This window comes from Citrobacter sp. ANG330, from assembly GCF_047467925.1.
GTDB lineage: Bacteria > Pseudomonadota > Gammaproteobacteria > Enterobacterales > Enterobacteriaceae > Citrobacter_A > Citrobacter_A amalonaticus_G.
The window spans coordinates 236,879-259,598 of record NZ_JASJUI010000003.1; the positions used below are offsets into that span (position 1 = coordinate 236,879).

Here is a 22,720-nt window from a genome sequence, read left to right on the forward strand (position 1 = left end):
CCTCTCCTGAACGGGAGAGGGAGTGATGAGGAATGATGATGATTGAACAATTTTTCAGGCCCGACTCCGTTGACCAGGCGCTGGAACTCAAGCGCCGTTATCAGGACGACGCCGTCTGGTTTGCCGGGGGCAGCAAACTCAACGCGACGCCAACGCGTACTCACAAGCAGATTGCCATTTCACTGCAGGATCTGGAACTGGAGTGGATCGACTGGGACAATGGCGCATTGCGTATTGGGGCGATGACCCGCCTGCAACCGTTGCATGACGCCCGCTATCTTCCGGCGGCACTGCGTGAGGCAATAGGCTTTATCTACTCCCGCCATCTTCGCAACCAGTCGACTCTCGGCGGCGAGATTGCCGCACAGCAGCAAGAGTCCGTGTTACTCCCCGTCCTGCTGGCGCTGGATGCCCAACTGGTGTGTGGTGATGGTGAAACCCTGTCGCTGGAAAACTATCTCGCCGATCCCCGCGATCGCCTGCTCACCGAAATTATCATTAAAGATCCCTTCCGCCCTTGCGCCACGCGCAAAGTGAGCCGTTCACAGGCCGGATTAACCGTCGTGACGGCGGCGGTCGCGTTAACAGAAAACGGTGGCATTTGCATCGCGCTGGACGGCGTGGCGGACAAAGCACTGCGCCTGCATGATGTGGAAACACAATCGCGAGAAGGTACACAACTGGAACAGGCGGTCGCAAACGCCATATTCCCACAGGATGATATTCGGGGCAGCGCGGCCTATAAGCGCTACATTACCGGCGTGGTTGTCGCCGATCTGTATGCCGACTGTCTGATGGCCGGGGAGGACGTTGTATGATGATTCACTTCACATTGAACGGCATGGTCCGTGAAATGAAGATTAACCCGGGCGAAAACGTACAAAAGCTGCTGTTTAACCTGGGCATGCACTCCGTGCGCAACAGTGACGACGGATTCGGTTTCGCCGGTTCGGACGCGATTCTCTATAACGGTCGCATCGTTAATGCCTCATTACTGATTGCCGCGCAGTTAGATCACGCGGAGATCCGCACCAGCGAATCACTCGGTAAATGGAATGCGTTGAGCCTGGTACAACAGGCGATGGTGGATGTCGGCGTCGTGCAGTCCGGTTATAACGATCCGGCCGCCGCATTGATCATCACCGATCTGCTGGAACGCATCGCGATTCCTGACCGTGAAGAGATTGACGATGCGTTGTCCGGTCTGTTCAGTCGTGATGCGGGCTGGCAGCAATATTATCAGGTGGTCGAACTGGCGGTGGCGCGTAAAAACGATCCACAAGCCCGTATGACTGTCGCTCCCACTTTCCGCGACGATCTCGCGGTGATTGGTAAACCCTGGCCAAAAACCGATGCGGCCAAAATGGTCCAGGCCAAACCCTGCTATGTGGAAGACCGTATCACCCCTGACGCCTGCGTCATTAAAATGCTGCGCAGTCCGCACGCCCATGCGTTGATCACTCATCTCGACGTCAGCAAAGCCGAAGCCTTGCCCGGCGTGATTCACGTGATCACCCACCGTAACTGTCCCGACATCTACTATACGCCCGGTGGGCAGAGCGCGCCGGAACCCTCCCCGCTTGACCGCCGTATGTTCGGCAAAAAAATGCGCCATGTCGGCGATCGTGTTGCCGCTGTGGTGGCAGAGAGCGAAGAGATTGCGCTGGCCGCGCTCAAACTTATCGATGTGAAATATGATGTGCTTAAGCCGGTATTGTCGATTGACGAAGCGATGGCGGACGATGCGCCGGTTGTACACGATGAACCGGTAGTATACGTCGCAGGCGCACCGCAGACGCTGGAAGAAGATAACCGTCATGCCGCCCAACGTGGCGAACACATGGTCATCAACTTCCCGATTGGTTCACGCCCGCGGAAAAATATCGCCGCCAGCATTCATGGTCATATCGGCGATATGGAGAAAGGTTTTGCCGAAGCGGATGTGATCATCGAGCGCACTTATCACTCCACACAGGCGCAGCAGTGTCCGGCAGAGCCTCACATCTGTTTTACCCGCATGGACGGCGATCGGCTGATCATTCACGCCTCAACCCAGGTGCCGTGGCACCTTCGCCGCCAGGTCGCCCGTCTCGTCGGCATGAAGCAGCACAAAGTCCACGTCATTAAGGAGCGCGTCGGCGGTGGCTTTGGTTCTAAGCAGGACATCCTGCTGGAAGAAGTCTGCGCATGGGCGACCTGCGTGACCGGACGCCCGGTCTATTTCCGCTATACCCGTGAAGAGGAGTTTATTGCCAACACTTCGCGTCACGTTGCGAAAGTCACGGTCAAACTTGGCGCGAAAAAAGATGGTCGCCTGACGGCGGTCAAAATGGACTTCCGCGCCAATACTGGCCCTTACGGCAACCATTCGTTAACCGTGCCGAGCAACGGCCCGGCGCTCTCGTTACCGCTGTACCCATGCGACAACGTCGATTTCCAGGTCACCACATACTACAGCAACATCTGCCCCACGGGAGCGTATCAGGGCTATGGCGCGCCAAAAGGCACTTTTGCGATGACGATGGCGTTAGCCGAACTTGCCGAACAGCTGCAAATTGACCAACTGGAGATCATCGAACGCAACCGGGTTCACGAAGGACAGGAACTCAAAATACTCGGCGCGATCGGCGAAGGGAAAGCGCCAACCTCCGTTCCTTCCGCTGCCAGCTGCGCGCTGGAAGCGATCCTGCGCCAGGGACGAGAGATGATCGACTGGTCTTCACCCAAACCACAGGACGGTGACTGGCGTACCGGTCGTGGGGTCGCCATTATTATGCAGAAATCAGGGATCCCGGACATCGATCAGGCCAACTGTATGATCAAACTGGAATCCGATGGCACCTTCATCGTCCACTCCGGCGGCGCAGACATCGGCACCGGGCTGGATACGGTTGTCACTAAACTGACGGCAGAAGTACTGCACTGTGCGCCAGAGGAGGTGCATGTCATCTCCGGTGATACGGATCATGCGCTTTTCGACAAAGGCGCTTACGCCTCATCCGGCACCTGCTTCTCGGGGAACGCGGCGCGTAAGGCAGCAGAAAACCTGCGCGAGAAAATCCTCTTTCACGGTGCGCAGATGCTGGGAGAACCCGTTGCTGATGTTCAACTGGCAGCGCCTGGCGTTGTACGCGGCAAACAGGGCGAAGTGAGTTACGGTGAAATTGCGCATAAAGCGGAGACGGGAACCGGTTTTGGCACGCTGGTCGCCACGGCCAGTTATATCACCGCAGACTTCGCTTTCCCGTATGGCGCGAACTTCGCCGAAGTCGCAGTCAATACCCGAACCGGTGAAATCCGTCTCGATAAGTTCTACGCGCTGCTGGACTGCGGCACACCGGTCAACCCGGAACTCGCACTCGGGCAAATCTACGGTGCGTCAATGCGGGCCATCGGCCATAGTCTGAGCGAAGAGATCCTCTATGATGCCGAAGGCCATCCGCTGACCCGCGATCTGCGCAGTTACGGCGCGCCCAAAATTGGCGACATCCCCCGGGATTTTCGTGCCGTGCTGGTGCCAAGCGACGATAAGGTTGGTCCCTTTGGCGCCAAATCGATCTCTGAAATTGGCGTTAACGGCGCGGCACCGGCCATTGCTACCGCCATTCATGATGCCTGTGGCGTATGGTTACGCGAATGGCATTTCACACCGGAGAAAATACTGACCGCGCTGGAAAAAGTGTAACGACGTGGGCTGCTCAGGCGGCCCGCATTCATGACTCAATAACGATTAAATGCCGTCTGCGGAAATGAGATAAGCCGTTCTCAGGGCAACCTGCGCCTCAAATTCGCAGAATTTAATTCTGCTGATTCAGATGATCAAATTTACTTATTAAGGAGTGAAGGGATGTCTGATATATCACGTGCAGGCTCAGATCTGATTTACGAACTGGAGGATCGCCCTCCCTTTCATCAGTCTATTATCGGCGCGATCACCCACCTGCTGGCTATCTTTGTCCCCATGGTCACGCCCGCATTAATTGTCGGCACTGCGCTACAGCTGTCAGCGGAAACCACCGCCTATCTGGTCTCAATGGCGATGATTGCCTCTGGCATCGGCACCTGGCTGCAGGTCAATCGCTATGGCATGGTCGGTTCCGGCTTACTCTCGATTCAGTCGGTCAACTTTTCGTTTGTCACGGTGATGATTGCACTGGGTAGCGGGATGAAAAACGATGGATTCCACGAAGAGTTGATCATGTCATCGCTGCTCGGCGTTTCATTTGTCGGGGCATTTCTGGTGGTGGGATCGTCTTTCATTCTGCCTTACCTGCGCAGAGTCATCACGCCGACCGTCAGCGGCATTGTGGTGCTGATGATTGGTCTTAGTCTGATTAAAGTCGGGATCATCGATTTTGGCGGCGGCTTTGCGGCAAAAAGCAGCGGCACCTACGGCAATTACGAGAATATCGGCGTCGGATTGCTGGTGCTGATCGTGGTGATCGGTTTTAACTGCTGTCGCAGTCCATTACTGAGAATGGGCGGCATCGCCATCGGGCTGTGCGTGGGTTATATCGTCTCTCTGTGCCTGGGCATGGTGGATTTCAGCAGTATGCGCAATCTGCCGTGGGTCACCATCCCGACCCCCTTTAAGTACGGTTTCCAGTTCAACTTTCATCACTTTCTGGTGGTTGGGACCATTTATCTGCTTAGCGTGCTGGAAGCCGTCGGCGATATTACCGCGACCGCGATGGTGTCCAGACGCCCCATTCAGGGGGATGAATACCAGTCACGCCTGAAGGGCGGCGTGCTGGCCGATGGGCTGGTCTCCGTCATTGCTTCTGCGGTGGGTTCACTGCCATTGACGACCTTTGCGCAAAACAACGGCGTTATCCAGATGACCGGCGTCGCCTCTCGCTATATCGGCCGCACCATCGCCGTCATGCTGGTGCTGCTTGGACTGTTTCCAATGATTGGCGGTTTCTTTACCACCATTCCTTCGGCGGTGCTGGGGGGCGCGATGACGCTAATGTTCTCGATGATCGCAATCGCCGGGATCCGCATCATCATCACCAACGGGCTTAAGCGCCGTGAAACGCTGATTGTCGCCACCTCGTTGGGGCTGGGTCTGGGCGTCTCCTATGACCCGGAAATATTCAAAATCCTGCCGGCCTCAATTTATGTGTTGGTGGAAAACCCCATCTGCGCGGGCGGTCTGACCGCCATTCTACTGAATATCATTCTCCCAGGAGGCTACCGGCCTGAAGAAGTACTGCCGGGCATCGTCTCCCCGGAGGAAACGGATTAACGGTAAAGGAGTTTACGATGTCTGGAGAACACACGTTGAAAGCGGTGCGCGGCAGCTTTATTGATGTCACCCGCACTGTCGAAAACCCGGAAGAGATCGCCTCAGCGCTGCGATTTTTGGAAGACGGATTGCTGTTGATTCGCCAGGGAAAAGTCGAATGGTTTGGTGAGTGGGAAGCGGGAAAACACCGGATCCCTGACGCCATCCGTGTCCGTGACTATCGCGGAAAACTGGTCGTGCCGGGATTCGTTGATACGCATATCCACTACCCGCAGAGCGAAATGGTCGGTGCCTATGGCGAGCAGTTGCTGGAATGGCTGAATAAGCACACCTTCCCGACTGAAAGACGCTATGAGGATCTGGAATACGCGCGCGAGATGTCAGCTTTTTTCATCAAGCAACTGCTGCGTAATGGCACCACCAGCGCGCTGGTTTTCGGCACGGTGCATCCGCAGTCCGTGGATGCGCTCTTTGAAGCCGCCAGCCATATCAATATGCGCATGATCGCCGGCAAAGTGATGATGGACCGTAACGCGCCGGATTACCTTCTGGACGACGCCGAGAGCAGCTATCTGCAAAGTAAGGCGTTGATTGAGCGCTGGCATAATAATGGCCGTCTGCTGTACGCCATCACGCCGCGCTTTGCCCCGACCTCCTCTCCGCAGCAGATGGCGATGGCGCAGCGTCTACGGGAAGAATATCCCGATACCTGGGTACATACCCATCTTTGTGAAAACAAAGACGAAATCGCCTGGGTTAAGGAACTCTATCCTGAACATGACGGCTATCTGGATGTGTACCACCAGTACGGACTGACCGGCAAAAATTGCGTCTTCGCCCACTGCGTCCATCTGGAAGAGAAAGAGTGGGATCGCCTGAGTGAAACTCGCTCCAGCATCGCCTTTTGTCCGACCTCTAACCTCTACCTCGGCAGCGGTTTGTTCAACCTGCAAAAAGCCTGGCGCAAGAAAATCAACGTTGGTATGGGGACCGATATCGGCGCCGGCACCACCTTCAACATGCTGCAAACGCTGAACGAAGCCTACAAAGTGGTGCAACTGCAGGGTTACCGACTCTCGGCCTACGAAGCATTTTACCTGGCGACGCTCGGCGGCGCGAAGGCGCTCGGCCTCGACAATCTGATTGGCAACTTTATGCCGGGCAAAGAGGCGGACTTTGTGGTGCTGGAACCGACGGCGACGCCGCTGCAGCAACTGCGCTATGACAACTCAACATCCCTGGTCGACAAATTATTCGTGATGATGACGCTGGGCGACGATCGCTCAATATACCGCACTTACGTCGACGGGCGTCTGGTGTACGAACGGACCTGACAGAACGCTAACATCCTGCTGAGGACATCATTATGTCTGGAGATATTCTGCAAACCCCCGGCGCGTCGAAACCACGCGGCGCGCTGGATAACTACTTCAAGATTACGGCGCGTGGCAGTACCGTGCGCCAGGAGATACTGGCCGGGCTGACCACCTTTCTGGCGATGGTCTATTCGGTCATTGTCGTGCCCGGAATGCTGGGAAAAGCGGGGTTCCCGCCCGCCGCCGTCTTTGTCGCTACCTGTCTTGTCGCAGGCTTCGGCTCACTGTTGATGGGACTGTGGGCCAACCTGCCGATGGCGATCGGCTGCGCCATTTCGCTGACCGCCTTTACCGCATTCAGCCTGGTGCTGGGACAGCAGATTTCGATTCCTGTCGCCCTCGGCGCGGTTTTCCTGATGGGGGTCATTTTTACCGCTATCTCGGTCACCGGCGTCCGGACCTGGATCCTGCGAAACTTACCCATGGGCATCGCGCATGGTACTGGGATTGGCATCGGGTTGTTCCTGTTGCTGATCGCGGCGAACGGCGTCGGCATGGTGATTAAAAACCCGCTGGAAGGGCTTCCGGTTGCACTCGGTGCATTTACCTCTTTTCCGGTTCTGATGAGTCTGCTGGGACTGGCGGTCATCTTCGGGCTGGAGAAATGCCGCGTTCCAGGCGGGATCCTGCTGGTGATTATCGCCATCTCGATTATCGGTTTGATATTTGACCCTGCCGTCAAATATCACGGCCTGGTCGCCATGCCCAGCCTGAGCGGTGAAGATGGTAAGTCTCTGATTTTCAGCCTTGATATTATGGGTGCCCTACAGCCTGCGGTGCTGCCCAGCGTACTGGCGCTGGTGATGACGGCGGTATTTGATGCCACCGGGACCATCCGCGCCGTCGCCGGACAGGCGAATCTGCTGGATAAGGACAATCAGATCATCAACGGCGGTAAAGCGCTGACCAGCGACTCCATTAGTTCTGTCTTTTCCGGACTGGTGGGTGCGGCACCGGCTGCCGTCTATATTGAATCCGCTGCGGGTACCGCCGCCGGAGGGAAAACGGGGCTGACCGCCACCGTGGTTGGCTGTTTGTTCCTGCTTATCCTGTTCTTATCGCCTCTCTCTTACCTGATCCCAGGCTATGCGACGGCGCCCGCCCTTATGTATGTCGGTTTGCTGATGCTCAGTAACGTCTCAAAACTGGATTTCAATGACTTTATCGATGCGATGGCCGGCCTGGTCTGCGCGGTCTTTATCGTCCTGACATGTAACATTGTCACCGGCATTATGCTCGGTTTCGTGACGCTGGTTGTCGGTCGCGTTTTTGCCCGGGAATGGCAGAAGCTGAATGTCGGTACCGTCATCATTACCGTCGCGCTGGTGGCGTTTTACGCCGGCGGATGGGCTATTTAAGCGAGGCTCCGCGCAAGTGCGCGGAGTTGCTCTATCGGGCTCGCCCTTCAGGAGAAAACGCATGAGCGCCATAGATTCCCAACTTCCTACGCCGTCGGGGCAAGGCCATGCCACCGATGAGGTTGACCGCCTGTTATCACCCGGAAAACTGGTTGTACTTGGCTTACAGCATGTGCTGGTTATGTACGCGGGCGCAGTCGCTGTCCCCCTGATGATTGGCGACAGGCTTGGCCTCAGTAAAGAAGCCATTGCGCTGTTAATCAGCTCTGATCTTTTCTGCTGTGGGATCGTTACCCTGCTGCAATGTATTGGCATCGGCCGCTTTATGGGGATTCGCCTGCCCGTGATTATGTCGGTGACGTTTGCCGCGGTGACGCCGATGATTGCGATCGGCATCAATCCCGATATCGGTCTGCTCGGGATTTTTGGCTCGACCATCGCTGCAGGGGTGATCACCACACTCCTGGCACCGCTTGTCGGTCGCCTGATGCCCCTATTTCCGCCGCTGGTAACGGGCGTGGTGATCACCTCGATTGGACTGAGCATCATTCAGGTGGGCGTTGACTGGGCCGCAGGCGGGAAAGGCAATCCTGAGTATGGGAATCCGGTCTATTTAGGGATTTCATTTGCGGTCTTAATCTTTATTCTATTAATCACCCGATTTGCTAAAGGCTTCATGTCCAACGTCGCGGTGCTGCTGGGGATCATCTTTGGCTTTGCGCTCTCATGGATGATGAATGAGGTGAATTTGTCAGGCCTGCACGATGCCTCGTGGTTCGCGATTGTCACACCGATGGCCTTCGGCACGCCCGTTTTTGATCCGGTGTCGATTCTGACCATGACGGCGGTGTTAATCATTGTGTTTATTGAATCGATGGGCATGTTCCTGGCGCTCGGCGAAATCGTCGGTCGCAAACTCTCATCGCAGGATATCATTCGCGGCCTGCGCGTGGATGGCGTCGGGACAATGGTTGGCGGACTGTTCAACAGCTTTCCCCATACCTCGTTTTCCCAAAACGTTGGCCTGGTCAGCGTCACGCGCGTGCACAGTCGCTGGGTCTGCATCGCCTCTGGCGTCATCTTAATTTTGTTTGGCATGGTGCCGAAAATGGCGGTTCTGGTCGCCTCCATTCCGCAGTTTGTCCTCGGCGGCGCGGGTCTGGTGATGTTTGGCATGGTACTGGCTACCGGGATCCGCATTCTCTCGCGCTGCAATTACACCACGAACCGTTACAACCTCTACATTGTGGCCATCAGCCTGGGCGTCGGCATGACACCGACGTTATCGCATGATTTTTTCTCTCGCCTGCCTGCCGTTCTCCAGCCGCTCCTGCACAGCGGCATTATGCTGGCCACCTTCAGCGCAGTCGTACTGAATCTGTTTTTCAATGGCTACCACCATCATACCGGGCTGGTGCAGGAATCCGTCTCGGATAAAAACCTGAAGGTCAGAACGGTGCGAATGTGGTTGCTGATGCGCAAGCTGAAAAAAAATCAGCAGGATGAATAGCATGAACCTCTTTTGGCGCTGCCTGATTGCCCTTCTGTTGCTTATGCTGATGTCGATACCCGCCATTTCTGACGGCATTGCGCTGGGTATCGAAAGTCGCTTCCAGTTTATGCTGCTGTTTTTCTAAAATCGCCCCCGCTCACGACATCCGTACCGCAAGATGCGGATGTCACATTCCTGCGTTAAACGCTCCCTGAGCTAATCATTATGTCGTGAGATCTCATATACTGGTGTGTGCTTAAGATTTACAGTGAGACATTATGCGACAGGAACACGTCATTTTGCTGGATGCACAGGACACCCCTTCCGGCACGCTGGAAAAATACACCGCCCATACCGTCAACACGCCACTGCATCTCGCCTTTTCCTCCTGGCTGTTCAATGCAGAAGGACAGTTTTTGGTGACTCGCCGTTCACTGGTGAAAAAAGCGTGGCCGGGCGTCTGGACAAACTCGGTTTGCGGCCACCCTCAACGAGGTGAGAGCCACGAAGAGGCCATTATCCGCCGCTGCCGTTATGAGCTGGGTGTGGAAATTGCCAGCCTGACTCCCGTCTACCCGACATTCCGCTACCGGGCAACCGATCCCAGTGGGATCGTCGAGAATGAGGTTTGCCCGGTCTATGCTGCACGGGTGACCAGTGAACTGCAGGTCAATCGCGATGAAGTGATGGATTATCAGTGGAGCGATCTGGAGGCGGTTTTACGCACAATTGACGCGACGCCGTGGGCTTTCAGTCCGTGGATGGTGATGCAGGCGTCAAACGATACGGCGCGAGCGTCACTCCTTAACTTTAGCCGTCAGAAATAAAAAACCCGGCATGTCATGACATGCCGGGTTTTTTATTAGCAGTCGCCGTGAAGCTTATTTCACCGGACGCATCGCCGGGAACAGGATCACGTCACGGATAGTGTGGCTGTTGGTAAACAGCATCACCATACGGTCGATACCAATGCCCAGACCTGCCGTCGGCGGCAGACCGTGCTCCAGCGCAGTAACATAGTCTTCGTCGAAGAACATCGCTTCGTCATCGCCCGCCGCTTTCGCGTCAACCTGATCCTGGAAGCGTTGCGCCTGATCTTCCGCATCGTTCAGCTCGCTGAAACCGTTACCGATCTCACGACCGCCAATGAAGAATTCAAAGCGATCGGTGATTTCCGGGTTCACGTCATTACGACGCGCCAGCGGAGACACTTCTGCCGGGTATTCAGTGATGAAGGTCGGCTGGATCAGATGCGCTTCGGCCACTTCTTCGAAGATTTCAGTCACGATACGGCCCAGGCCCCAGCTCTTCTCAACCTTGATACCGATGGATTCAGCAATCGCTTTGGCAGAGTCGAAGTTATCCAGGTCGGCCATTTCGGTTTCCGGACGGTATTTCTTGATCGCCTCGCGCATAGTCAGTTTTTCAAACGGCTTGCCGAAGTCGAACACTTCATCGCCGTAAGGCACTTCGGTTTTACCCAGCACATCCTGCGCCAGCGTACGGAACAGAGACTCGGTCAGTTCGATCAGATCTTTGTAATCCGCATAAGCCATGTAGAGTTCCATCATGGTGAACTCTGGGTTATGACGCACGGAGATCCCTTCGTTACGGAAGTTACGGTTGATCTCGAACACGCGCTCGAAGCCGCCAACCACCAGACGTTTCAGGTACAGTTCCGGTGCAATACGCAGATACATGTCCAGATCCAGCGCATTGTGATGGGTGATGAACGGACGCGCAGACGCGCCGCCCGGGATCACCTGCATCATCGGGGTTTCAACTTCCATAAAGCCGCGACCGACCATGAACTGACGGATACCAGCCAGGATCTGCGAGCGCACTTTAAAGGTGTTGCGGGATTCATCGTTAGAAATGAGATCCAGGTAGCGCTGACGATAGCGCGCTTCCTGATCCTGCAAACCGTGGAATTTATCCGGCAGCGGACGCAGCGCTTTGGTCAGCAGACGCAATTCGGTGCAGTGGATAGACAGTTCACCGGTTTTGGTCTTGAACAGTTTTCCTTTCGCACCGAGGATGTCGCCGAGGTCCCATTTTTTGAATTGCTCGTTGTAAACGCCTTCCGGCAAATCGTCACGGGCAACGTACAGCTGGATACGGCCGCCAACGTCCTGCAACGTCACAAAGGAGGCTTTCCCCATGATACGACGAGTCATCATGCGGCCGGCAACGGACACTTCGATGTTCAGCGCTTCCAGCTCTTCATTCTCTTTCGCATCGAAGTCAGCGTGCAGTTGGTCTGAGGTATGATCGCGACGGAAATCGTTCGGGAAAGCGATACCCTGCTCGCGCAAGCCAGCCAGCTTCTCACGGCGCGTTTTCAGTTCGTTGTTAAGATCGGCTACCGCGTCAGTGCCCTGTGCGTGTTGTTCAGACATGTTGGTTCCTCATAACCCTGCTTTCAAACTTGCTTCGATAAATTGATCCAGGCTGCCATCCAGCACCGCCTGCGTGTTGCGGGTTTCTACCCCGGTACGCAAGTCTTTAATGCGGGAGTCATCAAGGACGTAAGAACGAATCTGGCTTCCCCAGCCGATGTCGGATTTAGTGTCTTCCATCGCCTGCTTCTCAGCGTTTTTCTTCTGCATTTCCAGTTCATAAAGCTTCGCTTTCATCTGCTTCATGGCCTGGTCTTTGTTCTTGTGCTGGGAACGGTCATTCTGGCACTGCGTCACAATCCCGGTCGGGATGTGGGTAATACGCACCGCAGATTCAGTACGGTTAACGTGCTGACCGCCCGCACCGGATGCGCGATACACGTCGATACGCAGGTCCGCCGGGTTGATTTCGATATCAATATCGTCATCCACTTCCGGATAAACGAACGCGGAGCTAAACGAGGTATGGCGACGACCGCCGGAGTCGAACGGGCTCTTACGTACCAGACGATGCACGCCGGTTTCCGTACGCAGCCAGCCATAGGCATATTCGCCAGAAATCTTAATGGTCACGGACTTGATCCCGGCCACTTCCCCTTCTGACTCTTCAATAATTTCGGTCTTGAAGCCGCGTGCTTCTGCCCAGCGCAGATACATACGCTCCAGCATGCTTGCCCAGTCCTGCGCTTCCGTACCGCCGGAACCGGCCTGGATATCGAGGTAGCAATCGGCGCTGTCATATTCGCCGGAGAACATACGACGAAACTCCAGTTGCGCCAGTTTTTCGTCAAGCGTATCGAGTTCCGCAACGGCTTCGTTAAAGGTTTCTTCGTCATCGGCTTCGACAGCCAGATCCAGCAGGCCAGAAACATCTTCCAGACCCTGAGACATTTGGTCGAGGGTATCGACAATCGCTTCAAGCGAGGAACGCTCTTTACCCAGCGCCTGTGCGCGTTCGGGTTCGTTCCAGACGTCCGGCTGTTCCAGCTCGGCGTTTACTTCTTCCAGACGCTCTTTCTTGGCATCGTAGTCAAAGATACCCCCTAAGAACGTCGGAGCGCTCCGTGAGGTCCTGAATGCGGTTTTTTACCGGATTAATTTCAAACATGGTCTGATTTCTTTTATTAGGCTTGTCAAAATGCGGTGATAAGAGCGGGATTGTACCCAATCCACGCCCTTTTTTATAGCGATTACTGACGCTAAATTGGCCAGATATTGTCGATGATTAGCTGAAGTGAACGGTTACCGCGAAACTCGTTAATATCCAGTTTGTAGGCCAGTTCAACTTCGCGCACGCCGTTATCCGGCCAGCAGGTGGTGTCAACGTTAAAAGCGATGCCGTCTAACAGCGGACCGCCGCCGACAGGTTCTACCATCACTTTCAAGTGCCGCTCGCCGACCAGGCGCTGCTGAAGGAGACGAAAACGCCCGTCAAACAGCGGTTCCGGGAACATCTGCCCCCACGGACCGGCATCACGTAGCAGTTGCGCGACCTCCATCGTCATCTCCGCCGCGCTTAGCGGACCGTCAGAGACGACCTCCCCCTGTAACAGCGAGGGATCCAGCCATTCAGTGACCAGCTCGCCAAAGCGCTGCTGAAACAGCTCGAATTTCGCCTCTTCCAGCGACAGCCCTGCTGCCATCGCATGGCCGCCGAATTTAATTATCAGCCCAGGATGCAGCGTATCCAGCCGCTCCAGCGCATCACGCATGTGCAGCCCCTGAATGGAACGCCCGGAACCTTTCAGCGTGCCGTCGCCTGCCGGTGCAAAAGCGATCACCGGACGGTGAAAACGCTCTTTAATGCGCGAGGCGAGAATTCCGACCACCCCCTGATGCCACTGTGGATGATACATTGCCAGACCACCGGGCAACGTATCGCCGCTGCGTTCAAGCTTTTCGCACAGGGTCAGCGCTTCGGCCTGCATTCCCTGCTCAATCTCTTTACGCGTCTGGTTCAGCGCATCCAGCTCGTTTGCCAGTACCCGCGCTTCGCCGATGTTGTCGCACAGCAGCAGCGCTACGCCCACGGACATATCATCCAGCCTTCCGGCTGCGTTAAGACGCGGGCCAAGCGCAAAGCCTAAGTCACTGGCGGCCAGCTTGAGCGGATCGCGATTGGCAATCTCCAGCAGCGCCTTGATCCCCGGACGGCACTTGCCTGCCCGGATGCGGCTTAGGCCCTGCCAGGTCAAAATGCGGTTATTAGTATCGAGCGGTACCACGTCCGCGACGGTGCCCAGCGCTACCAGATCAAGCAGATCTGCCAGGTTCGGCGGCGCAATGCCACGTTCTTCAAACCAGCCCTTATCACGCAGGAAGGTACGCAGGGCAAGCATCAGATAAAACGCCACGCCGACACCGGCCAGCGATTTCGACGGGAAATCACAGTCAGGCAGATTCGGGTTGATGATGGCCTCGGCGGCTGGCAGCGTCTCCCCTGGCAGGTGGTGATCGGTCACCACCACCGGGATCCCCAACGCCCTGGCGTGATCCACACCGGCATGCGAGGAGATACCGTTATCAACGGTGATAATCAGTTGCGCGCCACGCGCATGGGCCTGATCGACCACTTCCGGACTTAAGCCGTAACCATCCTCAAAGCGGTTGGGCACGAGGTAGCTGATGTTATCGCAGCCCAGGGCACGCATACCCAGCACGCTCAGGGCGGTACTGGTTGCGCCGTCCGCATCAAAGTCGCCGACCACGATGATGCGCGTCCCCTCGCGAAAGGCGTTATAGAGGATTTCGACGGCTTTTTCGACGCCGCTCAGCTGCTGCCAGGGCAGCATGCCTTTGACGCTGCGCTCGAGATCCTGGGCGCTACGCACACCACGGCTGGCATACAAACGGCGCAACAGCGGCGAAAGGTCAGCGGGCAAGTCTGCCGACTCATCGACTTCCCGCCGACGAAGTTGTATCTGTTGTTTCACGCGAATTACTTACCACTGGTCTGTTTTTGGTGCTCGTCAAGAAACGCTTTCATCTCTTTCGGCCCCTGATAACCCGGAACGACATAACCGTTGCTCAGCACAATCGCCGGGGTACCGCTTACGCCAAATTGCACGCCCAGCGCATAGTGATCCGCGATGTTCACCTTGCAGGTCGCCGCTTTCACGCCTTTACCTGCCATCGCGTCATCAAAGGCGGCGTTCTTATCTTTTGCACACCAGATGGACTTCATATCCTGCTCAGCCTGGCTTTCCAGTCCCTGACGCGGGAAAGCAAGGTAGCGCACGGTGATGCCCAGCGCGTTGTAGTCCTTCATCTCTTCATGCAGCTTATGGCAGTAGCCGCAGGTGATATCGGTAAAGACGGTGATAACGTGTTTTTCCTGCGGCGCTTTATAGACAATCATTTCGTTTTCCAGCGCGTTCAGGTGTTTCATCAGCAGCTGATTGGTTACGTTGACCGGCGTCGTGCCGCTGACATCGTACATCGGCCCCTGAATGATGTGTTTACCGTCTTCCGTCACATACAGCACGCCGCTGTTGGTCAGCACCGTTTTCATCCCGGCTACCGGGGCGGGCTGGATATCCGTGCTTTGCACGCCCAGTTTCGTCAGCGACTGACGAATGGCGGCATCGTCGGCGTGTGCCAGGCCGGAAAACGCAGTGGCCAGCAGGGTAAACAGCATAAAACCTTTTTTCATAACCTTTCCTGTTCGCTCAGCATTCACGCTCTTGGGTGATGCTGTTGATGAAGTTGACGCAAGCGCGCTGTCGCAACATGAGTATAAATCTGCGTGGTGGAGAGATCGCTGTGTCCCAGCAACATCTGCACCACGCGCAAATCGGCGCCATGATTGAGCAAATGCGTGGCAAATGCGTGGCGTAAAACGTGCGGTGACAGCTTTTCACTGTCGATTCCCGCTAACACGGCATAGTGCTTGATGCGGTGCCAGAACGTCTGGCGCGTCATCTGCTGAGCGCGCTGGCTGGGGAACAGCACGTCAATCGACACACCGTTCAGCAGCCACGGACGCCCGTGTTCCAGGTACGTCTCCAGCCAGTACACCGCCTCTTCGCCCAATGGCACGAGACGCTCTTTATTGCCTTTACCAATCACCCGAACCACACCCTGACGCAGACTGACATCGCTCATCGTCAGCCCAACCAGTTCAGAGACGCGCAGACCGGTGGCGTACAATATCTCAAGCATCGCTTTATCGCGTAACTCCAGCGGTTGGTCAACCACGGGCGCCTGTAATAACCGCTCAATCTGCGCTTCACTGAGATCTTTCGGCAGGCGCTGCGGGAGTTTTGGCGATGCCAGCGTCGCGCTGGGATCGTCTGTGCGGACCTTCTCGCGGTAAAGATGCTGAAAAAACCGCCGCACCGCACTCAACAGTCGCGCAGTACTGGTGGCTTTATACCCACCGTCCATTCGCTCGGCAAGCAGAGCCTGTAGATCATCGCTTTGTGCAGTTTCCAGCGATATCTGTCGATGCGCGAGCCACTCCACTAACATGGTCAAATCGCGGCGATAGGCGCTCAGCGTATTTTCCGCCAGGTTTTTCTCCAGCCAGAGCGCATCAAGGAATTGTTCGATGCGTGCAAGATCCTGTTCCACATCTGCCTCTTTGATTCTGCAATCCGCCATTATGACTCAATGATACGGGTTTCTGGTACACTACGCGCAAAGTCATAGCAAGTATTGAGACGTTTACGCGATGAATATTGGTCTTTTTTACGGCTCCAGCACCTGTTACACCGAGATGGCTGCGGAGAAAATTCGCGACATTATCGGCCCTGAACTGGTGACACTGCATAATCTGAAAGATGATGCCCCGGCCCTGATGGAGCAGTACGATGTGCTCATCTTAGGCATTCCCACCTGGGATTTCGGTGAAATTCAGGAGGACTGGGAAACCGTCTGGGATCAACTGGACGAACTCAACCTCGACGGCAAAATTATCGCGCTTTACGGTATGGGCGACCAGTTAGGCTACGGCGAATGGTTCCTTGACGCACTGGGTATGCTGCATGACAAACTGTCGACTAAAGGCGTCAAATTCGTCGGTTACTGGCCTACCGAAGGCTACGAGTTCACCAGCCCTAAACCGGTCATTGCCGATGGGCAATTGTTCGTCGGTCTCGCACTGGATGAAACCAATCAATACGATCTCAGCGATGCGCGCATTCAGGCGTGGTGCGAACAAATTCTTGCTGAAATGGCAGAGCATTATTCCTGATACCCGTTTTGCCGGATGGCGGCGTGAACGCCTTATCCGGCCTACACGACGCACCGAATCGTAGGCACTGCGCACCATCAGGCATTCGTCGGCGTTATCCCTGCTTCGCCTGTTGCAGCATCAACCGCCGTAGATCCCGCCACTCGGCGTCATCCATACTGTCCGCCGCCAGCCATAAATGCTGGCGTTTACCGTTATCAGCACGCAAACGCAGCATCATGCCGGTTTTGATCATCCATGGTGCGCTGACGATAAGCCAGTCCTGCCCTTGCCAACGCAGCCGTCCGTCCATCAGAAGTTTGACCTCCCCCTGGCGGGCGTTAATCCGCCGCTGGCTGCGGACACAGTCAAACACCACCAGCGAAAGCAGTATCAACCACAGCGGCGTATAACTCAGCGGCCATGGCATTAAAAGAATAACGGCGGCCACCAGCCCATGCAGAAGGAGGGATAGCCACTGCGCGCGCCATGAGACGCGGAGATCAGATTGCCACAGGACCACGATCCCGATTCCGTGTCTGGATGAGTCTTACCATCTGCTCCAGTTCAGCATCTGCCGGTTTACCGTGATTCATCAACCAGTTGAATAAATCCGGGTCATCACACTCCAGCAGACGAATGAAAATACGTTTTTCATCATCGCTCAACGTGTCATATTCATGTTCAAAGAACGGCATGATAGAAATATCAAGTTCACGCATACCGCGTCGGCATGCCCAGTGAATACGTGCTTTATTGTTAATATCCATGTTTTTCATCCTGTCTCACTCAAATGAACTCCCCGGCTATTGTAACGTGTTTTTCCTTCTGTATTGCGGGAATATCCATAACCCCAGGCGCGATCGCTAATTAAATCCCCAATAAGTCAATGGGTTCATCTTTTCTGGATGCCGCCTCGCAATCTCTATAATAAGGCACAAATGGGACTATCAAAGCGCTTGCATTGGGCAATAGCTCTTTTACCATTAGTCATTATCACTGCGTTAAGCAAATCAGGACATATTTATGGCATTTACTCCCTTTCCACCTCGCCAGCCATCTGCTTCATCGCGGTTGCCCATGACGCTGATGACGTTAGATGACTGGGCGCTGGCGACGATTACCGGCGCTGACAGCGAGAAGTATATCCAGGGCCAGGTAACGGCTGACGTGAGTCTTCTGACCGAACACCAGCACGTGCTGGCTGCCCATTGCGACGCCAAAGGCAAGATGTGGAGCAACCTGCGACTGTTCCGCGACGGCGACGGTTTTGCCTGGATTGAGCGTCGTAGTCTGCGTGACGCGCAGGTGACGGAACTGAAAAAATACGCCGTGTTCTCGAAAGTGGCGATTGCCCCGAACGACGAACGCGTGCTGCTGGGCGTGGCGGGTTTCCAGGCGCGTGCCGCACTGGCGAATCTGTTTAGTGAACTGCCTGACAGCGAAAAGCCCGTCACACGTGAAGGGGCTTCCACTCTGCTGTGGTTTGAACATCCGGTAGAACGCTTCCTGTTGGTTACCGATGTGACAACCGCGGAAACCATCACTGAAAAACTGCGTGGCGAAGCCGAACTGAACAACAGCCAGCAGTGGCTGGCACTGGACATTGAAGCGGGTCTTCCGGTGATTGATGCGGCTAACAGCGCGCAGTTTATTCCGCAGGCAACCAACCTTCAGGCACTCGGCGGTATCAGCTTTAAGAAAGGCTGCTATACCGGACAGGAAATGGTGGCGCGAGCGAAATTCCGCGGGGCGAACAAACGTGCGTTGTGGTCTCTGGTGGGGAAAGCCAGTCGTGTACCACAAGCGGGTGACGATCTTGAGATGAAAATGGGCGAGAACTGGCGTCGTACTGGCACCGTCCTCGCGGCAGTGCAACTGGACGATGGTCAGCTACGGGTACAAGTGGTGATGAACAACGATATGGAGGCCGACAGCGTATTCCGCGTGCGTGACGATGCCAACACGTTGCACATCGAACCGCTGCCCTATTCACTGGAAGAGTAATTCATCAGCGCCTGATGGCGCTTCGCTTATCAGGCCTACAAAGATGTGCCTGTAGGCCGGATAAGACGTTTACGTTGCCATCCGGCATCTCTCACCTGATAAGGCCTGGGGGAAAGTCCTCCCGGGCCTGATAAGGCGTCAAAGCATCACATCACGCCTGTCCGACGTACAAATAGATAGCGAGGAAGTGGCACACGCTGCCGCCCAGCACAAACCCGTGCCAGATAGCATGGTTATAAGGGATGCGTTTACACACGTAGAAAATCACCCCCAGCGAATACACCACGCCGCCGACGGCCAGTAGCGTTACGCCGCCCGCCGCCAGTTTGATCGCCAGTTGATACACCACTATCAGCGACAGCCAGCCCATTGTCAGATAGGTCACCAGCGACAGCACCTTAAACCGGTGGGCGATTGTCAGTTTGAATAAAACACCGAGCAGCGCCAGACTCCAGATAACGATCATTAACCCACGCGCCAGCGGTGAATCCAGCCCCACCAGCAGAAACGGCGTATAGGTCCCGGCTATAAGCAGGTAGATTGCGCAGTGGTCGAATTTTTTCAGCCAAATCTTTGCCTGCTGATGTGGGATGGCGTGATACAGGGTCGACGCCAGAAACAGCAGGATCATGCTGCCGCCGTACAGACTGTAGCTGGTAATCGCCGTTACGCTGGCATTCATATCCACCGCCTGCACCAGTAACAACACCAGACCGACGATCCCAAACACCAGCCCGATACCGTGACTGATGCTGTTGGCGATTTCCTCTGCCAGTGAATATCCCTGTGCGATTAATGGCTTCTGAACCATAGCTTACTCCGGAGAAACGAACACGTTCGTGATTGCGCTTCTAGCGTAACTGAGAATGGTTCCAGTGAACACCTGTTAGCTAAAATAAATATCACATTCAAACTAATCTTTATAAATCAAAATGTTGAAATGCATTTTTCAACTAACAGTTGTTCGTTTAATTCAAAGACATTTAAAATCAATCACATAAAATTGAGACTGATTCGGGTAAATCTCGTTGATCACGCATTTAAGTTCATCCAGCGTCATGTTTTCCTGCTGCGCGTGTTTTTCCGTTAGCGTGTCGAGCGTGACGGTAGACGTTCCCAGCACCTCTATCGTGCAGAAATAGCCGTCGTCCTCAAAACGCCCTACCCGCAGAATGTCACCGGCCCTGAAGTGAGATTCAGACTCATCGCGAATGGTGATCGTTTTACGTCCTGCCAGAATGTCGTCCTGGAAGCGCTGAAAAAAAGTAATGTCATTTGGCTGCATGTTATTATTCCCTGTAGGTAAAATCTGATGAGTGAGTATTGTCATTGTGAGTATGTTCTCCCACGCCGCCATCGCCAGTCTCAACAACATTGAGATGCTGGTCTATAACTATGTCATCAAAAACCGTGACAAAGTCATGTATATGACCATCCGGGAGCTCGCTGAAGCGGCGGGCGTGTCAACTACTACCGTACTACGCTTCTGTCGCAAGCTTAACTGCGAAGGCTACTCTGAATTTCGCGTTCGCTTTAAATTATATTTAGAGCAGAATGAACCGCAACAGGCGAATTTTGGCGCCAGCGAGATTATCAGTTTTTTTAAAAGCGTGAATAACGATGAATTTGATCACTTACTCGATCAGGCGGTGGATATTATTTTATCGTCTGAGCGGATTATTTTTGTGGGCGCAGGGACATCGGGAGCCTTAGCAAAATATGGTGCTCGCTTTTTCTCAAACGTCGGGAAATTCAGTAACCATATTGATGACCCTTATTTCCCGGTGACTAACGACATGGCACGTAATGCACTGGCGATCGTGTTATCAGTCTCTGGCGAAACCGAAGAAATTCTGCGGTTTGCCAGCCAGTTCAGCCTGCATAACTGCAAAGTGCTTTCGATTACCAGCCATGAACATTCACGCCTTGCGAAACTGGCGGACTTTAATCTCTCCTGGCATGTACCGCAAACTCGTATTGCCGGCGTGTACGATATCACGACGCAAATCCCCGTTATTTATATTCTCGAGTCCCTCGGGCGAAAGCTGGCGAAAAAATTAGCGTAAAAAACAGCATGTTTTTTAGCGGTAACAAATTACCGTTTGGCTATTTTGTTATATCGTGACATTTACCTTTCCTTTGTTAGACTCAACTCAATTTGTATTTATTTGAGATGACGCAACGATGAAAAAACTCACCTTACCGAAAGATTTTCTCTGGGGCGGCGCAGTCGCTGCTCATCAGGTTGAAGGCGGCTGGAATAAAGGCGGCAAAGGCCCCAGTATTTGTGACGTTCTGACCGGCGGCGCGCACGGCGTGCCCCGCGAAATCACCCAGGAAGTGATACCCGGGAAATATTACCCGAACCACGAAGCGGTCGACTTTTATGGTCACTACAAAGAGGACATCCGGCTCTTTGCCGAAATGGGTTTCAAATGTTTCCGCACGTCCATCGCCTGGACCCGCATCTTCCCACAGGGTGACGAAACGCAGCCAAACGAAGAAGGGCTGAAATTCTACGATGATATGTTCGATGAGTTGCTCAAGTACAACATCGAACCGGTCATTACCCTTTCTCACTTTGAAATGCCCCTGCACCTGGTGCAGCAGTACGGAGGCTGGACGAATCGCAAGGTCGTTGATTTCTTCGTTCATTTTGCTGAAGTGGTGTTTGAACGTTATAAGCATAAGGTCAAATACTGGATGACCTTCAATGAAATCAATAACCAGCGCAACTGGCGTGCCCCGCTGTTTGGCTATTGCTGCTCTGGTGTCGTCTATACCGAGCACGAAAACCCGGTAGAGACCATGTACCAGGTGCTGCACCACCAGTTTGTTGCCAGCGCGTTAGCCGTGAAGGCGGCGCGTCGCATCAATCCGGAGATGAAAGTCGGCTGTATGCTGGCAATGGTCGCGCTGTATCCGTTCTCCTGTAAACCCGAGGACGTCATGTTCGCCCAGGAATCCATGCGCGAGCGCTATGTTTTCACCGACGTTCAGTTGCGCGGTTACTACCCGTCCTATGTCCTCAACGAGTGGGAGCGCCGTGGCTTTAACATCAAGATGGAAGACGGCGATACCGCTATTCTGCGCGAAGGAACCTGTGATTACCTCGGCTTCAGCTATTACATGACCAACGCGGTAAAAGCCGAAGGTGGCAGCGGTGATGCCATTTCGGGTTTCGAAGGTAGCGTACCGAATCCGCACGTCAAGGCTTCCGACTGGGGCTGGCAGATTGACCCGGTTGGCCTGCGCTATGCGCTGTGTGAACTGTACGAGCGTTATCAGAAGCCACTGTTCATCGTGGAAAACGGCTTTGGCGCATACGACAAAGTGGAAGAAGACGGCAGCATTAACGATGACTATCGCATTGACTATCTGCGTGCCCACGTGGAAGAGATGATCAAAGCGGTGACGTACGATGGCGTGGATCTGATGGGTTACACCCCGTGGGGTTGTATTGACTGCGTCTCTTTCACCACCGGCCAGTACAGCAAACGCTATGGCTTTATCTATGTGAACAAGCATGATGACGGCACGGGTGACATGTCACGTTCCCGTAAGAAAAGCTTCGACTGGTATAAAGCGGTGATCGCCAGCAACGGCGAGGTTCTGTAAGTTTTTGCCGGATGACAGCGTAAACGCTTTCTCCGGCCTACGCTCCCCA

The 22,720-nt window shown here is 54.6% G+C and carries 21 protein-coding genes; 12 read left to right on the forward strand and 9 right to left on the reverse strand.

What is annotated here, in order from left to right:
• Positions 1-38 precede the first annotated feature (38 nt).
• The 8 genes from ygfM (at position 39) to idi (ending at position 10,301) form a co-directional block, all read left to right on the forward strand.
• A complete protein-coding gene (gene ygfM, locus QNN88_RS09430) occupies positions 39-818 on the forward strand; it encodes a molybdopterin-dependent oxidoreductase FAD-binding subunit (protein WP_414240229.1) in 780 nt (259 codons plus the stop codon).
• The gene (locus QNN88_RS09435) at positions 815-3,685 is read left to right on the forward strand and encodes a molybdopterin-dependent oxidoreductase Mo/Fe-S-binding subunit (RefSeq protein WP_414239990.1); all 2,871 of its coding nucleotides are present in this window, start codon (positions 815-817) and stop codon (positions 3,683-3,685) included. Before ygfM ends, QNN88_RS09435 begins: the two co-directional genes overlap by 4 nt.
• A gap of 162 nt (positions 3,686-3,847) precedes the next feature.
• Positions 3,848-5,248: a nucleobase:cation symporter-2 family protein gene (locus QNN88_RS09440; protein ID WP_285923447.1), complete on the forward strand. Its 1,401-nt coding sequence runs from the start codon at positions 3,848-3,850 to the stop codon at positions 5,246-5,248.
• A gap of 17 nt (positions 5,249-5,265) precedes the next feature.
• Positions 5,266-6,582 carry a guanine deaminase gene (guaD, locus tag QNN88_RS09445; RefSeq protein ID WP_414239991.1) on the forward strand — a complete coding sequence of 439 codons (1,317 nt, stop codon included), beginning with the start codon at positions 5,266-5,268 and terminating at the stop codon, positions 6,580-6,582.
• 32 nt (positions 6,583-6,614) lie between these two features.
• Positions 6,615-7,982, forward strand: coding sequence for a guanine/hypoxanthine transporter GhxQ (gene ghxQ, locus QNN88_RS09450; RefSeq protein WP_414239992.1), 1,368 nt, complete (start codon positions 6,615-6,617; stop codon positions 7,980-7,982).
• 61 nt (positions 7,983-8,043) lie between these two features.
• Positions 8,044-9,492: a nucleobase:cation symporter-2 family protein gene (locus QNN88_RS09455; protein ID WP_414239993.1), complete on the forward strand. Its 1,449-nt coding sequence runs from the start codon at positions 8,044-8,046 to the stop codon at positions 9,490-9,492.
• Position 9,493: 1 nt separating this feature from the next.
• Positions 9,494-9,619, forward strand: coding sequence for a hypothetical protein (locus tag QNN88_RS09460; protein WP_414239994.1), 126 nt, complete (start codon positions 9,494-9,496; stop codon positions 9,617-9,619).
• 133 nt (positions 9,620-9,752) lie between these two features.
• On the forward strand, positions 9,753-10,301 hold the full coding sequence (idi, locus tag QNN88_RS09465; protein WP_414239995.1) for an isopentenyl-diphosphate Delta-isomerase: 549 nt from the start codon (positions 9,753-9,755) through the stop codon (positions 10,299-10,301).
• A 54-nt stretch (positions 10,302-10,355) separates the two neighbouring features.
• On the opposite strand, the gene lysS is transcribed toward idi, so the two are convergent.
• From lysS to xerD, 5 genes are all read right to left on the reverse strand, one after another.
• The gene (gene lysS / locus QNN88_RS09470) at positions 10,356-11,873 is read right to left on the reverse strand and encodes a lysine--tRNA ligase (RefSeq protein ID WP_414239996.1); all 1,518 of its coding nucleotides are present in this window, start codon (positions 11,871-11,873) and stop codon (positions 10,356-10,358) included.
• A 9-nt stretch (positions 11,874-11,882) separates the two neighbouring features.
• Positions 11,883-12,981 (reverse strand): peptide chain release factor 2 gene (gene prfB, locus QNN88_RS09475; RefSeq protein ID WP_099433741.1). Its coding sequence is split into 2 segments (ribosomal slippage): positions 11,883-12,905 and positions 12,907-12,981, totalling 1,098 coding nucleotides; the frame shifts between segments, so codons are not numbered across the junction.
• Between the two features lie 91 nt (positions 12,982-13,072).
• Complete coding sequence (gene recJ, locus QNN88_RS09480) at positions 13,073-14,806, reverse strand: single-stranded-DNA-specific exonuclease RecJ (protein ID WP_414239997.1); 1,734 nt, start codon at positions 14,804-14,806, stop codon at positions 13,073-13,075.
• Between the two features lie 5 nt (positions 14,807-14,811).
• Positions 14,812-15,525 carry a bifunctional protein-disulfide isomerase/oxidoreductase DsbC gene (gene dsbC / locus QNN88_RS09485; RefSeq protein ID WP_414239998.1) on the reverse strand — a complete coding sequence of 238 codons (714 nt, stop codon included), beginning with the start codon at positions 15,523-15,525 and terminating at the stop codon, positions 14,812-14,814.
• Positions 15,526-15,548: 23 nt separating this feature from the next.
• Entirely contained in the window at positions 15,549-16,445 is an 897-nt protein-coding gene (xerD, locus tag QNN88_RS09490; RefSeq protein WP_414239999.1) for a site-specific tyrosine recombinase XerD, read from the reverse strand.
• 100 nt (positions 16,446-16,545) lie between these two features.
• Here xerD and fldB point away from each other — a divergent pair, with 100 nt between their 5' ends.
• Positions 16,546-17,067, forward strand: a complete 522-nt coding sequence (gene fldB / locus QNN88_RS09495; protein ID WP_414240000.1) for a flavodoxin FldB — start codon at positions 16,546-16,548, stop codon at positions 17,065-17,067.
• Positions 17,068-17,161: 94 nt separating this feature from the next.
• Here the strand turns inward: fldB and QNN88_RS09500 are convergent, their stop codons facing one another.
• Complete coding sequence (locus QNN88_RS09500; RefSeq protein ID WP_414240001.1) at positions 17,162-17,569, reverse strand: protein YgfX; 408 nt, start codon at positions 17,567-17,569, stop codon at positions 17,162-17,164.
• On the reverse strand, positions 17,550-17,816 hold the full coding sequence (gene sdhE, locus QNN88_RS09505; RefSeq protein ID WP_042322123.1) for an FAD assembly factor SdhE: 267 nt from the start codon (positions 17,814-17,816) through the stop codon (positions 17,550-17,552). The genes QNN88_RS09500 and sdhE overlap by 20 nt, the downstream gene beginning before the upstream one ends.
• A gap of 256 nt (positions 17,817-18,072) precedes the next feature.
• On the opposite strand from sdhE, the gene ygfZ reads away from it, so the two are divergent.
• Positions 18,073-19,053: a tRNA-modifying protein YgfZ gene (gene ygfZ / locus QNN88_RS09510; RefSeq protein WP_414240002.1), complete on the forward strand. Its 981-nt coding sequence runs from the start codon at positions 18,073-18,075 to the stop codon at positions 19,051-19,053.
• 151 nt (positions 19,054-19,204) lie between these two features.
• Here ygfZ and trhA read toward each other — a convergent pair whose 3' ends face one another.
• Both trhA and yqfB read right to left on the reverse strand, forming a co-directional pair.
• Entirely contained in the window at positions 19,205-19,864 is a 660-nt protein-coding gene (gene trhA, locus QNN88_RS09515) for a PAQR family membrane homeostasis protein TrhA (RefSeq protein ID WP_414240003.1), read from the reverse strand.
• A gap of 162 nt (positions 19,865-20,026) precedes the next feature.
• Complete coding sequence (yqfB, locus tag QNN88_RS09520; RefSeq protein WP_414240004.1) at positions 20,027-20,338, reverse strand: N(4)-acetylcytidine aminohydrolase; 312 nt, start codon at positions 20,336-20,338, stop codon at positions 20,027-20,029.
• Positions 20,339-20,390: 52 nt separating this feature from the next.
• On the opposite strand from yqfB, the gene QNN88_RS09525 reads away from it, so the two are divergent.
• Together QNN88_RS09525 and bglA are read left to right on the forward strand one after the other, a co-directional pair.
• Positions 20,391-21,119: a MurR/RpiR family transcriptional regulator gene (locus tag QNN88_RS09525; protein ID WP_414240230.1), complete on the forward strand. Its 729-nt coding sequence runs from the start codon at positions 20,391-20,393 to the stop codon at positions 21,117-21,119.
• A 118-nt stretch (positions 21,120-21,237) separates the two neighbouring features.
• Positions 21,238-22,671, forward strand: a complete 1,434-nt coding sequence (gene bglA / locus QNN88_RS09530) for a 6-phospho-beta-glucosidase BglA (RefSeq protein WP_414240005.1) — start codon at positions 21,238-21,240, stop codon at positions 22,669-22,671.
• Positions 22,672-22,720 lie beyond the last annotated feature (49 nt).

Coding starts and splice junctions, on each gene's coding strand:
- sdhE (WP_042322123.1), bottom strand. CDS start 17,816: ATGGATATTAACAATAAAGCACGTATTCACTGGGCATGCCGACGCGGT.
- QNN88_RS09435 (WP_414239990.1), top strand. CDS start 815: ATGATGATTCACTTCACATTGAACGGCATGGTCCGTGAAATGAAGATT.
- guaD (WP_414239991.1), top strand. CDS start 5,266: ATGTCTGGAGAACACACGTTGAAAGCGGTGCGCGGCAGCTTTATTGAT.
- QNN88_RS09455 (WP_414239993.1), top strand. CDS start 8,044: ATGAGCGCCATAGATTCCCAACTTCCTACGCCGTCGGGGCAAGGCCAT.
- trhA (WP_414240003.1), bottom strand. CDS start 19,864: ATGGTTCAGAAGCCATTAATCGCACAGGGATATTCACTGGCAGAGGAA.
- bglA (WP_414240005.1), top strand. CDS start 21,238: ATGAAAAAACTCACCTTACCGAAAGATTTTCTCTGGGGCGGCGCAGTC.
- ghxQ (WP_414239992.1), top strand. CDS start 6,615: ATGTCTGGAGATATTCTGCAAACCCCCGGCGCGTCGAAACCACGCGGC.
- dsbC (WP_414239998.1), bottom strand. CDS start 15,525: ATGAAAAAAGGTTTTATGCTGTTTACCCTGCTGGCCACTGCGTTTTCC.
- lysS (WP_414239996.1), bottom strand. CDS start 11,873: ATGTCTGAACAACACGCACAGGGCACTGACGCGGTAGCCGATCTTAAC.
- ygfZ (WP_414240002.1), top strand. CDS start 18,073: ATGGCATTTACTCCCTTTCCACCTCGCCAGCCATCTGCTTCATCGCGG.
- idi (WP_414239995.1), top strand. CDS start 9,753: ATGCGACAGGAACACGTCATTTTGCTGGATGCACAGGACACCCCTTCC.
- ygfM (WP_414240229.1), top strand. CDS start 39: ATGATTGAACAATTTTTCAGGCCCGACTCCGTTGACCAGGCGCTGGAA.
- QNN88_RS09440 (WP_285923447.1), top strand. CDS start 3,848: ATGTCTGATATATCACGTGCAGGCTCAGATCTGATTTACGAACTGGAG.
- yqfB (WP_414240004.1), bottom strand. CDS start 20,338: ATGCAGCCAAATGACATTACTTTTTTTCAGCGCTTCCAGGACGACATT.
- fldB (WP_414240000.1), top strand. CDS start 16,546: ATGAATATTGGTCTTTTTTACGGCTCCAGCACCTGTTACACCGAGATG.
- QNN88_RS09460 (WP_414239994.1), top strand. CDS start 9,494: ATGAACCTCTTTTGGCGCTGCCTGATTGCCCTTCTGTTGCTTATGCTG.
- QNN88_RS09525 (WP_414240230.1), top strand. CDS start 20,391: ATGTTCTCCCACGCCGCCATCGCCAGTCTCAACAACATTGAGATGCTG.